This is a genomic window from Candidatus Contubernalis alkalaceticus (assembly GCF_022558445.1).
Taxonomy (GTDB): domain Bacteria; phylum Bacillota; class Dethiobacteria; order SKNC01; family SKNC01; genus Contubernalis; species Contubernalis alkaliaceticus.
In genome coordinates this window covers 3,245,922-3,260,334 of record NZ_CP054699.1, presented here as the reverse complement: position 1 = coordinate 3,260,334, position 14,413 = coordinate 3,245,922, and the positions used below count along the sequence as shown (strand labels likewise).

The following is a 14,413-nucleotide window of genomic DNA, read 5'->3' as shown; positions in this document are numbered from 1 at the left end:
ATATCTCTCTTTTTACGGTAAGTTTGGGAAAACTCTAAAGGGATAACAAGGTTTATAGGTAACCTAAAAAACCTAAATATATTATGCAAGGATGAAGGTAAACAATGAAGGAACTGGTGTTAACTACAGGGGATCAAAAGCTTAATTGGGCAGGTAAGCATATGCCGGTTTTACAGGTGATTGAGGAACGTTTTTTGAGGGAAAAACCCTTTAAAGGAATTAAAATTGCGGTATGTATCCATTTGGAGGCTAAGACTGCCCGTCTTTGTGAAGTCCTCCAGTCTGGAGGTGCAGAAGTTTTTTTGGCCGGCAGTAATCCTTTATCTACCCAGGACGATGTAGCCCAGGCCATCGCCCGGAGGGGAGTAGCTGTATTTGCAAAGTACGGCTGTAGTGAGGATGAATATCTACATTTTTTAGAGGAATTAATCAAAGCTGAGCCCAACATTATATTGGACGATGGCGGGGATGTTATTCACATGATTCACGAAAGATATCCGGAATATATACCCCAGGTTATAGGGGGATGTGAGGAAACTACTACCGGGGTTATACGTATGAAGGCCAGGGATAAAGCCGGCCATTTGAAATTCCCTATGATTTCGGTCAATGATGCCATGAGCAAGTATCTGTTTGATAATCGATATGGCACCGGGCAGTCTGTTTGGACGGGTATTATGCAGACTACCAATTTGCTGGTAGCCGGGAAGACTGTAGTGGTGGCAGGATATGGTTGGTGCGGTAAAGGCGTGGCCAGTAAGGCAAAGGGGTTGGGTGCCGATGTCATTGTAACGGAGATAGACCCTTTAAAAGCCATTGAAGCGGTGATGGATGGTTTTCAGGTTATGCCCATGAAGGATGCCTGTCCCCTGGGGGATATTCATGTTACTGTAACCGGCTGTTGTGAAGTAATTAGCAGGGAGCATTTTGACCTGTTGAAGGAAGGGGCCATCTTGACCAATGCCGGCCATTTTAATGTAGAGGTTGATTTTGAGGCTTTGGAAAAGTATGCGGTGGAGAAAAGAGAAGTGCGTAAAAATGTGATGGAGTATACACTGCCCGGGGGGAAGCGGGTATTTCTCATTGCCGAAGGGAGATTGGTAAATCTAGCTTCCGGGGATGGCCATCCGGTGGAGATTATGGATACCTCTTTTGCGCTGCAGGCACTTTGTGCGGAATACCTGGTGAACCATAAATTAGAAGCCGGCGTATATGATGTGACGGAGGAAATCGATGGGGAGGTAGCCAGGTTAAAACTGCACACCCTGGGATTTGAGATTGATTCTTTAACTCCTAAGCAGGAGGCATATCTAAAAAGCTATATAGTATAGCGATTTTCATTTAATTCCCCCAATACTGCTTCATTTTCATTTAGATGGCCTTTTATCTCTTTTTTTAGGGTATAAGTCCCCACCTTTTAAGGGTTAGCGTAGGTGGGGTTTTTAATCAGGTGGAGTAGAGTCTCCACCTGATTTCTTGACGCTTTAAGTTTGCTGAAACGAGTTCACTAATAAAAAAATGGGAAAATAGTAGTATGGTATTTCCAATAAAAATAGTTATAATATAACTATAGAGGAAGAATTTTTGTTATACTTATGATTCATTTTGTGGAAGCGATGAATGACGGATTAATACTGGACGCTAGATCCGTCAGGAGCTGGTAGCGTAACCGGCCACGAATTAAGTGGTTGGTTTTTTTATTCTAAAGAGTTATTACCGGCATATAATGATTAAAGCAGGGCTTGACCATAAACATTTAACGGTTATGAATTCTAATTATCAAAAAAATTCTAATTATCAAAAACGAAAACATCAGCTTAAAAGTCATTAGGGATACAGCAATTTCTAAAGGGCAAAAGGAGGAAATATAAATGACTAACCGAAGAGTAAAATCCCGCCGTAACTCCTCCGGTCACAACATTTTTTTCTCCTTTATGAGACATTATTTTAAGATATTTTCTATTTTAGTAATTACTTCTACTTTCATTATATATCTCGCCAGCTTTCCTGAGAGTAATTCTTATTTTACAGACCGTTCTAAATCAGAAGTTCAAAGCTTCACCTTTGTTTCTGATTTGACCCCAGAAACCTATAGTTTGAACATGCCTGCTTATGATGAATTCAGCTTCATGGAATCTGAAGAGGCAGATGAAGGGGAGAATGAACCGGAAGTGGCAGGGCCGGGGGAAACAAATGGTGAGGATATAGAGATTGATGATGATACAGATACAGATACAGATGAGTATGAGGTTAAGGATGAGCAGAGCAGTGGGCAGCTATAAGTTTTTGCTTAAGTCTATGGACAACCATTGATTGTTGACGGATAGGATGTGGTGTTATGCGGATTTTACTGGTTGGCTATAATTTGATTTGGCCGACACATTTGAACCGATACCTGGTGGAAAACCAGATAGATGGTGATATTATTGCCTGTTCTTCAGAGTCCTCGGCTTTGGAGATAATTTCAAACTGTTCAGTAGATATGGTGCTTGCACACCTGGATCTGGCCGGCATCGAAAATGGTGTCAGGTTGATGAGGGAGTCAAAAAAAATAAATCCCAACATATATACCCTATCCATTGCCCGGGAAGAAGATTATATCAAAATTGACAGCATTATCTTGGAAAACGAGATAGACGACTTTATCAATGTCCCCTTTATGGGACAGGAGCTTAGCATTCGACTGAGAAAAGCTTTTCGAAGCATCCAGGAGAGAGAACCCGGCAGGGTTTTGAAGGATAATAAAAAGCCTAAGCCGGAACAGCAGTTAATTGAAGATAGTAACTACAATGCCCCTGGTTCCGTTTTTTTGACAGACCAGGAATTGATGGAAAAGTACAAAGAAGTTTTTTATACCATTAGGAGCCAAGAGAATGATGAGGCCTTCCAAAGGAAGCTGCTGGCGAAGCAGAAAAGAGAAGCTGAAGAAAAGTTGGCCGCATCATTAGAAAAACAGAAGTTGAGAAAACAGCTAAATGATGCTTTTTTCATTACCGATGAAAGCAAAGGCCGGGAAATGCAAACATATGTGCAGCCTCAGCAGCAGGAAATGGCCCCAAAGGCCAGCACTCCATTTATTACAGCAGATCAGGAATTCACCCACAAAAGGGGAGAAGAATCCCACAGCACAGTGAAAAGCCCAGAATTTGACCGGAGTTTTAAAGAAAAGCAGCAGCGGGAACAGCAGCAGGAGCTGACACCGAAACCAGAACAGAAACAGGAAACTAAGCTTGAACCGGAAGCAAGGTTCCAACCGGAAACAAAGATAGAACTAGAAACAAAGCTGGAGCCAGAATCTAAGATAAAACCGGAAACAAAACCGGAACCGGAAATTACTACTGAGCCGGAGAAGCAGGGAGAAAGGCAAGTAAAGGATAATGTTGTTGCTTTCTCCAGGGAACAGGAAACCAAAGGCCGGGGGGGAAGAGCCGGCCGCAGTGCCAGGAAAAAGAAAGAGGGTTCAAAGGAGAAGAAGGGTTCCGGGAAATTTATCAGGGCAGCCGGTTTTGTGGGTAACATAATCTTCGGTTCACTGCTGGTAGTCATGGCAGTATTAGCTTTTTTCCTGGTTCAAAGTAAGCTGCAGGGGGGTATTCCCTCCGTAGCCGGATACCAGATGTATGTAGCTCTCAGCGGCAGTATGAACCCAGCTTTTGATACCGGAAGCCTGGTCTTTATACGGGAAACTGATCCTACGGGCATTGCTGCCGGAGACATTATAACTTTTAGAGGTGCTGACAGCGATGCAATGCTGACCACTCACCGGGTCGTGGAGGTTAACAACGAAAACGGCTTAACATTTACCACCCGGGGGGATGCCAACAACGTTAATGACCCCATGCCGGTACCTGCAGAAAGATTGGTTGGTAGGGTGCATGGTTCTGTTCCTTACATGGGATACGTGATGGGGTTTGCTCAAACCAGGCAGGGCTTGATTTTCTTAATATTCGTCCCGGGGTTTCTGGTAATTGCCTATGAGCTTCGTAATGTCTACAAGTACCTTGGGGAGATAGAGCATAAAAACAAGAAACCCCAGGTAGGCTCAATCTATGAGGGGGAAGAACCTCCCAATGGAAAGTCAGGTTCAAAGAAGGCTGTTAGTTCCTGACCTCTTAGATATCAATCAAGTACTTTTTATAGTTAATAATAGTTTAGTCAGATTTGGTGAGAAGTAATAACAGGCATCGGAAAGGGAGGTAAAGGCATATGAGACACGGCATTGCTGTAAGTATATTGATTCTTGTCCTGGCTTCCTTTTCTGTTGGCGGTGCTGCATTAGCCTGGTTTACCTTCGAGGCCGGCTTAATACAAAACGTATTTACAGCCGGAACTGTGCAGATAGATGAATGGGAGATAACCTCTCAGGGCCAAGGGTGGGAATCGGGAGAATGTAATGAACTGGCCTGGAGCTTTACCAACACCGGGAGCAAGAGAACTTATGTGCGGGTAAAGCCTGATGTGGAGGTGGATATCCATTACGTATATGACCCCCTTTATATTGCCATCAAAGTTAATGTAAATAATGAGACGGCCTGGGTAGGGTTAGACTGGATTAATGAGCGGCCCTTCATTACAACTACTAAAAATAAGACACATAGTTGGGCTCAATACTTTCAATACCAGCCGGGGCAGTATACAGAACAATCTCCCATGGTGCGGGGGATATGGACCAGCAATAATCCTTTAACTAAATTCAATAAATTAGGAGAAGTTCTTATCTGGGATGACGGTGTAAATATATATATCCAGCATCAATTATATGAAGGCAGTGTAATGACAGATACATACATTTATGTGGGACTGGAAATACCTGCCAATCTTCATCCCGGTCATTTTACCCACAATGATTATATGTTTAGTTTTCCACCAAATGTACATTCAGATGAGGACCCCTTTACGTTTTCCATGCCTGTTCCAACATCAAACGGGGGGCCGGAAGAAATAAATATAACCTGGGAGCTGTGCCCCCATCAATCCTCCAGCTGGGTTTTAGGCGCAGATGGCTGGTGGTATTACGGGACCGTCAGCGGCCCCACAGAGGTTCCTTCAGAGGGAACGGTGGAGGTATGCTTTACCTTCTGTGTCCCCCAAGGGTTTAACGGCACTATTGATATATCCCTGGACGCCGAGGCAATACAAGCCTCTCACGATGCTATCCATCATGTTTGGCTGGAAAACCCTTGGAAAGTGATTAACTAGCAATTTGTATGGACAAGCTAAGATAGTGCTAAGAGAATAACTTTTTCCCATTAGTATTTGGGAAGGAAGATACTTAATACATTAAATCATCTTATTTTAAATATTTTTGAAGGGAAGTGATGACTGGCAAAAAGCGGATACAGGCTTTTTAAAAAATCAGTTAGTCGGAGAGTATGTCCGCATTATATGGACACCGGGTCGAATTCTGGATAAATGAGAGTCGGCCATTATAAATAAAATATAATAGGAGGAATAATAATGAACAGAAAAATGTTAACCAGTATGTTGATTATTGTCATGGCCATAGCTGCCATGGCCGGAGGGACATTGGCTTGGTTTACCTACGAAACCGGTGCTATTGATAACACATTTGTAGCGGGAACTGTAGAGATTGATGCTGATGAAACTGTTATTGCCGAGGGTTTTGATATGTTAAACTGGAACCCCGGCGACTGTGCGAAAAAGATTTTTACCATTGAAAACAAGGGAAGCAAGCGTGTTGCCCTTAGAGGAAATATTACCATGGAGTGGTTTGAAGATGTTGAAGGCGATTGGGTTTCTTGGGTTCCTGAAGACGTGGACTTTGGAGCCGGTGTATTTAATTTAGGAGCTGCTAAAGTTAGTATATGTGACGAAAGCGATACTCCAGGGTTTGATCCCGCTGACTGGGAGTTAGTTTATGATGAAGATGATGAAATCTTCTATTTTAACTACAAAGGAGTGCTGGATGGTACTTTTGGTGGAACACCGGAAACAGCTGTTCTGTGCATAAAGGTCTGCCTCGATGGCCCCAATGCCGACAACGTATACCAGGGTAAAAAGTTCGTTCTGTCCGCTAAATTCCAAGCAATTCAGGCCAGCCACGATGACCAGTGGAACTGGGATGAATTTGGTAGCTATAACGATTAGATTAAACATAAGTAATATATTTCAATGTTAAACCTAAAGAATTAATTGCAAAATCTAGGAAACCTGGAAGCTGCCCTCCGGCAGCTTCCAGTATATTTTAATCAGTCTTTGAGCCTAAATCTAACCCATGGAACATGAAGTTTTTGTTAGTGGAGGTGATACATATTAAAACGAAAATAGTTTTAAGTCTCTCGGTGATAACCCTGGTGGCAATTTTTATGGTTGGTGCTACCTTAGCCTGGTTCACTTCGGAATCTAATACCATCGATAATCAGTTTGTGGCGGGGACTGTGGAAATCGATGCAGGGAGCAGTGTAGCACAGAGCCAATATTTTGATCCCAGCGGTGCTGTTTACCTCTATGGTGCAGAGTACGGAACCGGGGGTTTATATGAGATAGACGTTCAAAACGGACGAGCTCATAAGTTTTTTGATGTGAATATGAGTGGAGCAACCGATTCATATTCACCCAACGGGTTGGCTTTTGATAATACCAACCGGCGTCTTTACTATTCAATTAAAAAAGAGAGTATCACCGAACTAAGATTCTACGATCTAAAAGAAAATAAAGATTTTTATGCCGGACAAGAAACGGGAGTCACCATATACGGTGCTACTTTCGGGAGAGGGTATTACTGGTATGTTGCCAATGGTACCGACGCTCTATATAGAGTTGATTTTAATCCCGATGGAACAAAGAAGTCCAGCGAATTATATGCAAATATAACCAGCGGAAATTTACAATTTGGGGACATTGTTCTAGATATTCGAGACGGCGTCCTTTACGGGAGCAGCAGCAGCCCTCAAAAGTTTTTTAAATATGACCTTGATGAAAAAATATATGAGGAAATTTCCACAACTGATGCATTAAATTTGCAGCTTGCCTTTGGTTCTGATGGCCTTCTCTATGGTCATCATACCTGGGGACAAAATTGGGTTACGATTAACCCGGAAGATGGCAGTACATCACCTGTTGTATTCCATGAGAGTTACAGTTTTAATGACTTAGCCTCTGGTTATGCCAGTGTTTGGAACCCCGGGGACTGCAGTAAGTTAAGATATAATGTCCGCAACACCGGGACAAAAAACGTTCGGGTGCGAGCGATTATAAGCGGGCACTGGGAGGAGTATATAGAAGGTCAAGGTTGGGTGACCTGGATTCCGCCGGCTGATGTAGTAACTTACGAACCCTGTGATGATACAGATTGGTTTATAGGTGATGGTGGTATTTATTACGAGGGTGAACTCAACGGCACATTTCTTGGTGCCGGGGGTGAAGCGGAACTTTGCATCAAGGTCTGTTTAGATGGTGTGGGGACCGGTAATGAGTTTCAGGCTAAGCAGTTTGTTATTACCACAACCTTTGATGCTGTTCAGTCCTCCAACAATGCACCTTATCACTCATGGCAGGTTAACTATTGGCCCATAGACTGAGTAACTGGTATCCTTATCTAAAAAAATAGGAATTTCAATAAGGCTTGGGAGGCAGGGCATGGCTCCCTGTCCCCAACTTTATTGATTTTAATGTTTTTCCGTATTGGATGCTTTAATAAATATCCCGGGGAGCTGACTTAATTGTTTACCTTGTGGAGAATACTTCACAAACAGCATAGAAGGCCCAGTAAAAGCACCGGTTCTATGATGATTATTACCGGGGTTTTTATGGTGTTGGCAAGTATGGGTATGCTGATGCAGCCCTACTATACCTCTGCTGAGGAGAAGCCCACAGTGGATATATGGCTGCGGCAGGAATGGCTGGGGGGCAGTCCTGAACGGGGGGAACCGGGGGACCTTTATGATCAGCTGGTGCTTACGGTGAGCCACCGGGAGAATATTCTGTATCAAGGCCCCATGAGCGGGTTAGATCAACCCTTTAGTGTTACTGAGATTATCGGCCCTGTTACCTCGGGGCAAAATGTCATCATTGACTTTTTTGTGGATCTTCCCGGCCCGGAGACCGGCAATGAGTTTCAGGGCTCGTACTTGTCTACTTCCATGACCGTGCTTACAGCGTGTACCTGGCCGGAAGAGGAGGGGCTGCCCTGTATAGTTACCGTCAGTCCTGAAGAATCTCTTTTTAATTTGCAAAATCTCAATCCCGGTGATCGTTACACCGGTTCCATTACGGTTTCTTTATGGGATGAAATTACCGTTGATCCTGAGGAACCCGGAGGGGATCCCGGAAGTAGTGGGAAAAAGAAAGATGAAGAGAAGGAGATAACCATTGATCCTGAACTGCCCGGTACCGGTGAGACACAGGCCTTTTTGCTGACCTTGTTTGGGTTCCTGATGATTTTTTCGGGAATTATATTGAAGAGAATGTTTAGGAACAAAGGTGAGGGCAGCTAGTCTTGTCAGCTGGGTTCAGTGAATAGACTTAAATATTTTTGAATTAGTTTACGAACAGGGCGAAGGCCCTGTTCGTTTTTTTTTTTTTAATACAGGGTAATTTTTTCAGCAATATACTTTATGTAATTTGCATAATAATCTAATATTTGGGAAGGATTACCGCTTATTTAGGAGAAATAGTCTTTTTATGGTGTTTTTTGTTATAATTTAATTAAAGTCAGCCATAGCTTCTGCATCTACAGGCAGGAATTAGGGAGTTATGTAAAGAAACTAGAAAGATTAACTTCATTAGTAGGAGGATTAGCGTGGGAGAGAATACACCAAAGACAATGTTAAACTACTTACAGATGTTGGGGGATATCCTTCTGTTAAATGGGGCTACTCTGTTTATTTATTACCTTCGGGCTCATGGGGAAGTACTGACAGTTAATTTGGATATATACGGCATATATTTCTCTGCGGTTACCCTGTCAGGGGTGCTGCTGTTTAAGTTTTTCGGCCTTTATCACACTAGAAATAAATTATGGTCGGACATTATGTCCTCACTGATAGTATCCATAGGGCTTTTAACCGTTCTTATCATTATTTTGGACTACATGATTGTGGTTTACAGCCTGCCCCGGGGCACGGTGCTGAGTTCGGCGGTATTACAGTTAGGGGCATTGGGTGTATGGCGCTGGATTCTTCTGCAGTGGGAGCGTAAATTTTCTCCTAAAAGGAAGGTGCTGATCATTGCTCCTGCCGGTGAGGCCGGGCTTTTGGAGAAAAAAGTGAAGGAGAGTTTTGACCGTGTGCAGGGGATTATTGTGGACAGTGCAGAGGCAGCGGCAGAGAGAGGCCTTACGGTTTTAGGCACATATAACGATATAGAAGAACTCTGCAAAAGAGATAAATTCAGCAATATTTTGATTTCCGGGATTTTACCGGAGGAAGTGAAAAGCAAGATTGCCCGGCTTTCCTTAAAACATAATTGGAAGGTATTTTTGGTGCCCAATCTATATGAAATTATGATTTACCATTCCCGGTTGAACCAGCTTAAGGACACCCCGCTTTTGGAGATCAGCCCTGCTGCTAATAACGGCAAAGAGCAGATAAAGAGGGGATTGGACTGCATTGTGGCGGTGATAGGCCTGGTTATTACCCTTCCCATCACATTGCTGACCGGTTTGGCCATTAAACTTACGTCTCCGGGACAGGTATTTTTTTTACAGGAAAGGGTGGGGCGTAAGGGCAAGCTGTTCATGCTCTATAAGTTTCGCACCATGGTGGAGAATGCCGAAGGGAATACCGGGCCGGTGCTGGCCACTGAGAATGATCCCAGGATTACTCGGGTGGGTAAAATATTAAGGGCGGCCAGGATAGATGAAATTCCCCAGCTCATAAATGTCTTGAAAGGGGATATGAGCATTGTGGGGCCCAGGCCGGAAAGACCGGTTTTCGTAGAACAATTTGAAAAGGAAATCCCCGGTTATTCGTACCGACACCTGATGAAGGCCGGTATAACAGGGTTGGCACAGGTGGCCGGAAACTACAGCACCTCTGTTGAGGACAAGCTTCGGTATGACCTGCTTTATACCAGTGGGTCCTCTTCTGTGGTGGATCTGAAGATTATGCTGCAGACCATAAAAGTGCTTATGATGAAAGATAAGTCATTATAGAGGTGAAGTAAAACCCCCAAAGTATATGCGGGAATTACTGTGCCCAGCTTTAAAAATATTAAAAATTTAATAAATAAATGAGGTGAAATATTTGAAAGCTATGATATTGGCAGCCGGTTTAGGCACCCGGCTGCGTCCCTTGACTAATGTAGTTTCTAAGCCTATGGTTCAGCTGGCCGGAAGGCCCTGCCTGGAACATACTGTGCGGCTGTTAAAAAAACATGGGGTAAATGAGGTTATGGTGAACATTCACTATTTTCCGGAGCTTATTCGAGAGTATTTTGGGGATGGTTCCTCCTTTGGGGTAGACATGAATTACTCTTATGAGAAGGAACTCATGGGAACCGCCGGAGGATTAAAAAAGGTAGAGAGCTTTTTCAAAAATGATACGGTTTTAATTATCAGTGGGGATGGTTTGACGGATATACATATTCAGGATTATTACCGGTTTCATAAGGAAAAGGGGTGTATCGCTACCCTGGCCTTAAAAAGGGTAGAGAATCCTCAGCAGTACGGAGTGGTAAAGCTTAATGAAGATTCAACCATAAACATCTTTCAGGAAAAGCCAAAAATAGAGGAGGCTGTAAGCAATTTGGCCAACACCGGTATCTATCTATTTGAACCGGAGGTTTTTCAGCATATTCCTGAAGATACTTTTTATGATTTTGGGAAACAGCTTTTTCCAAAGTTTGTAGAAAGCCGGATAAAGATGGCCGGGTATCAGATGGAGGGTTACTGGTGTGATATCGGGGACCTTCCTGTTTATCGGGAGGCCCATTATGATATTCTTATGGGCCTGGTGAAGGTAGAAATTCCGGGCAAAGAGCTGAGTGATAATATCTGGATTGGAAACAGCACTCAACTGCACCCGGACTCCAGGATCCAGGGCCCTGTAGTCTTAAGGGATAATTGTATCATTGAAAAAGGCGTACAGATTTACGGCCCTGCGGTGATAGGTAAGAATACCGTTGTAAAAGAGGGTGCGGTTATCAAGAGGTCTATACTGTGGGATGATGTTTGTGTGGGGGAAGGAATTAGCTTGACAGATGCCATCGTGGCACAGGGGGTTAACTTATCTAATGAGCCGCTTAATTTAGATAAAATTGTGGTGAAATAGAAGGTAATATAAAGATAGAGAAAAGAGATTATGCATTTTTCACAAACCATCCCGGATGGTTTTTTATAATTTTTTAAAATTTTATATGTTTTTTTTGTATTAGTTAACAAATTTAGTTAATATAAAAGGACATTGGGAAAAAATGAGGAAATAGATGTAAAAGTATGAATTAATAAGAATTGGGGGAGCAGAAAAGATGATAAAGCAAAAAATGTATAAAATAATAGTGTCTATAGTAGTAAGCCTGTTGTTTATTTTTTCAATCTATTCCCCGGGCCAGGGATATACCATCGGTCTTTTAGAAGAGACAAATTTTAGAGAGTCTATTTTAACCAAGATAGAGGATTACCGGCTGTATGAAGTTATTGAAGAGGATTTAAATAATGACGGTCAAAAAGAATTTATACTTATATACAGGACTGAAGGCACCGGTTCGCTTCTGATGTACCAGGTTTGGGGAAAGGCCGGGGGCCGGTGGGAACTGTGGCTGGAGGAAACGGATATCTACCGGGGCGTTGTGGAGGTTAGCAAAAGCCGGTTGGTGGAAAAAGTACCCCTGTATGCTGAGGGTGATGTCCATGCTCTTCCCGGGTCTTACCTGGAACGGTGTTATGAGTTTAACTTAAGAGGGGATTATTTGGTGAAGGAGGTAACAAGGCAGCAGTCGTTTACTTATGACTCTTCCGGTGTTTGGGAAAACCCCCCCCGGGAAGTAATTGAGGAAATGCTGACTCAGGCAGCCATAGAAAAAGGCGTTCCCCCGGTTTTGTTGAAGTCAATTGCCTATGTGGAAAGCGGCCTTCGTCAGTTTCATAACGGAGAGCCTTTACTTAGTTTTGATGGTTTAACCTGGGGGATTATGCAGGTTTTGCCCAGATCCCAAGACCAGGAATATATGCAAAAGCTCAAATATGATATTGAATTTAACATTCGGGAGGGCACGGATATTCTTTTGGAAAAGTGGGGATATGCCTTCAGCAGTCAGGCCATAATTCCCAAGGTAGGGGATGGTGATCCCCGTCCATTGGAAAGTTGGTATTTTGCCATGTGGGCTTACAACGGATGGTGTGAAAGCAACAATCCAAACATGATACCTTATCAATTTCAAAGCTGGACTAAGACGGAGGCCTATCAGGAAAAAGTGATAAGAATCGCAAAGTCCCAATTTGGACAGGAAATTACCTCCATCCCGCCGGACCAGCTTCCCGATACCGGCAGGCCTTCTCCGCAGACGTTTTTTAATGTGCCGCAGCCTATTCATTCCTGGATATATCGAATTCATGAAGCTGGTGAGATACTGGTGGACAGCTCCTCTACGGGCCTGGTGTTACGGAATGACACTTGGCAGTCCATTGGCAGGTTGTCCCCCGGGCAAAAAATGGAGGTTCTAGAGGGCCCTGTGTATCATTCTGGTTATCTGCGCTATAAAATTAAAACCCTGGAGGAGAACAATTCCCTGGAAAAAGTTGGTTGGGTGGCCATGAACTGGGCCCTGCCCCTGGAGGAGTTCAGTGTTTTTATGGGGGTGGCCAGGGATGCCTCTGGAACTCTGCAGTTAACTGCCGGTTCAAAGGGGGGCAGAGAGGTGCAGTATGCCTTTGAAGTGAGAGAGATGGACAGTGGAAATGATTATGTTGGCATAAGAGGTTATTCTCAAGACCCGAATTTTACTTGGACCGGAGCGGTGAATGGGAAGCTTTATGAGATAGTAGTTCATGCTCTTTCCCAGGGTGACTATGCCGGGTGTTATGTGGTCTTTGGGAATACCGATCCCAATCAAGGGGTGCCCTTTCAGGGATTAAGCATGGAGGCTTCTTCGCAGGGTAAAGATATCCATATCAGTGCTTTGCCTGAAGGGGGCTCCCAAATTATATATGCGCTGCAGTACCGAAAACAGGGCGGTGAATATTCCCCCTTGAGTAAGGATAATCCCTATCAGGCTTCTCCTGAATTTGTTAGAACTCTGGATTTTGGACATTATGAAATAGTTGTTCATGCCATTGACATGGCCGGTGGGTTAATGAGATATTATGGATATTATTTGCCTTTTCAACATAAGTAAACAGGTCTTTTTTTAGGGGATAAGGCCCCCACCTCTAAGCGTTAGCGTAGGTGGGGGCTTTATCAGGTGGAGTAGAGTCTCCACCTGATTCCCCGATGTTTTCAGCTTGCTGAAACCAGTTCACTAAACGGCTGTCCAGCCGCCGTCCACAGGAATGGTTATTCCGGTGGTGTAGCTGGAGGCATCTGATGACAGGTAGAGCACTGCTCCGTCCAGTTCTCCCTCTTGTCCGGTGCGGCCCAGCACACTCATGTTCTTTACATACTCTTGAAACTCTGGGATTTTAAAAGATTCCTGGGTCATTTCACTGGGGAAAAACCCCGGGGCCAGGGCGTTGACGGTGATGTTGTATTTGCCCCATTCAGCTGCCAGTCCCCGGGTCAGGTTGACAACAGCACCTTTGGTGGCGTGGTAGCTGCTGACGGGGAAGAAGGTGTTGCCCACCAGGCCGTACATGGAGGCAGTCAGCACCATTTTTCCGTAATTCTGTTTAATCATGATTTTGGCGCAGTGCTTGGCCACCAAAAAGACTCCGGTGAGGTTTACGGCTACTGTTTGATTCCAGTCCTCCAGGGTATGTTCCACTGCCGGGGCCAGTGCAGCTGTTCCGGCGTTGTTAATGGAGATGTCCAGCCGTCCATATTCTTTAAATACCTTGTCAGCCATCTCCGCCACCTGTGCTTCATTGGTTACGTCACATTGTACCGGAAGGCAGCGCTGGCCCAGGCCTCTGATTTCCTCTGCCAGTTCCTCCAGACGTTCTATGCGGCGGGCCACTACCGCCACGTCGGCTCCGTTTTGCGCCAGCACCGTTGAAAAACGCCGGCCCAGCCCGCTGGAGGCCCCGGTTACCACAGCAACTTTTCCGCTGAGATCAAAAATATTCAATATAAGCATCTCCTTTCAAAATTTAAAATTTCGCTGTTCAGACATTTATACTATCTCCTATATGTATTAAATATATCAAAAAAAAGAGAGCGCAGGTTAAATATTCATAATATTTAAATATTTTAACGGGTGTGTTAATATTATATGGAAAAAAGTTTGTAACTAAATTATAATAATTGTGGTTAATACAAGCAGGTAAAAATATTTTAAAAACAGAATTATGTAGTATAAA

11 protein-coding genes and 1 riboswitch are annotated in these 14,413 nt (G+C 43.8%); of the genes, 10 read left to right on the top strand and 1 reads right to left on the bottom strand.

Features of this window, described 5'->3' with window-relative positions; translation table 11 throughout:
* The first annotated feature begins 104 nt into the window (after positions 1-104).
* The 10 genes from HUE98_RS16065 (at position 105) to HUE98_RS16020 (ending at position 13,293) form a co-directional block, all read left to right on the top strand.
* Positions 105-1,331, top strand: a complete 1,227-nt coding sequence (locus HUE98_RS16065; RefSeq protein WP_241421606.1) for an adenosylhomocysteinase — start codon at positions 105-107, stop codon at positions 1,329-1,331.
* Positions 1,332-1,600: 269 nt separating this feature from the next.
* Positions 1,601-1,684: riboswitch (cyclic di-GMP riboswitch) on the top strand.
* 187 nt (positions 1,685-1,871) lie between these two features.
* Positions 1,872-2,282 (top strand): hypothetical protein, encoded by a 411-nt coding sequence (locus tag HUE98_RS16060; protein WP_241421605.1) that lies wholly within the window; start codon positions 1,872-1,874, stop codon positions 2,280-2,282.
* Positions 2,283-2,338: 56 nt separating this feature from the next.
* The gene (locus HUE98_RS16055; protein WP_241421604.1) at positions 2,339-4,108 is read left to right on the top strand and encodes a signal peptidase I; all 1,770 of its coding nucleotides are present in this window, start codon (positions 2,339-2,341) and stop codon (positions 4,106-4,108) included.
* 98 nt (positions 4,109-4,206) lie between these two features.
* Complete coding sequence (locus tag HUE98_RS16050; protein ID WP_241421603.1) at positions 4,207-5,199, top strand: hypothetical protein; 993 nt, start codon at positions 4,207-4,209, stop codon at positions 5,197-5,199.
* 258 nt (positions 5,200-5,457) lie between these two features.
* Positions 5,458-6,108, top strand: a complete 651-nt coding sequence (locus HUE98_RS16045) for a CalY family protein (RefSeq protein ID WP_241421602.1) — start codon at positions 5,458-5,460, stop codon at positions 6,106-6,108.
* Positions 6,109-6,242: 134 nt separating this feature from the next.
* Positions 6,243-7,541 carry an SMP-30/gluconolactonase/LRE family protein gene (locus tag HUE98_RS16040; protein ID WP_241421601.1) on the top strand — a complete coding sequence of 433 codons (1,299 nt, stop codon included), beginning with the start codon at positions 6,243-6,245 and terminating at the stop codon, positions 7,539-7,541.
* 141 nt (positions 7,542-7,682) lie between these two features.
* Positions 7,683-8,456: an LPXTG cell wall anchor domain-containing protein gene (locus HUE98_RS16035; protein WP_241421600.1), complete on the top strand. Its 774-nt coding sequence runs from the start codon at positions 7,683-7,685 to the stop codon at positions 8,454-8,456.
* A 305-nt stretch (positions 8,457-8,761) separates the two neighbouring features.
* The gene (locus HUE98_RS16030) at positions 8,762-10,114 is read left to right on the top strand and encodes a sugar transferase (RefSeq protein ID WP_241421599.1); all 1,353 of its coding nucleotides are present in this window, start codon (positions 8,762-8,764) and stop codon (positions 10,112-10,114) included.
* A 100-nt stretch (positions 10,115-10,214) separates the two neighbouring features.
* Positions 10,215-11,231: a sugar phosphate nucleotidyltransferase gene (locus HUE98_RS16025; RefSeq protein ID WP_241423590.1), complete on the top strand. Its 1,017-nt coding sequence runs from the start codon at positions 10,215-10,217 to the stop codon at positions 11,229-11,231.
* A 196-nt stretch (positions 11,232-11,427) separates the two neighbouring features.
* Positions 11,428-13,293, top strand: coding sequence for a hypothetical protein (locus tag HUE98_RS16020; RefSeq protein WP_241421598.1), 1,866 nt, complete (start codon positions 11,428-11,430; stop codon positions 13,291-13,293).
* Positions 13,294-13,416: 123 nt separating this feature from the next.
* Here HUE98_RS16020 and HUE98_RS16015 read toward each other — a convergent pair whose 3' ends face one another.
* The gene (locus HUE98_RS16015; RefSeq protein ID WP_241421597.1) at positions 13,417-14,190 is read right to left on the bottom strand and encodes an SDR family NAD(P)-dependent oxidoreductase; all 774 of its coding nucleotides are present in this window, start codon (positions 14,188-14,190) and stop codon (positions 13,417-13,419) included.
* Positions 14,191-14,413: the final 223 nt, after the last annotated feature.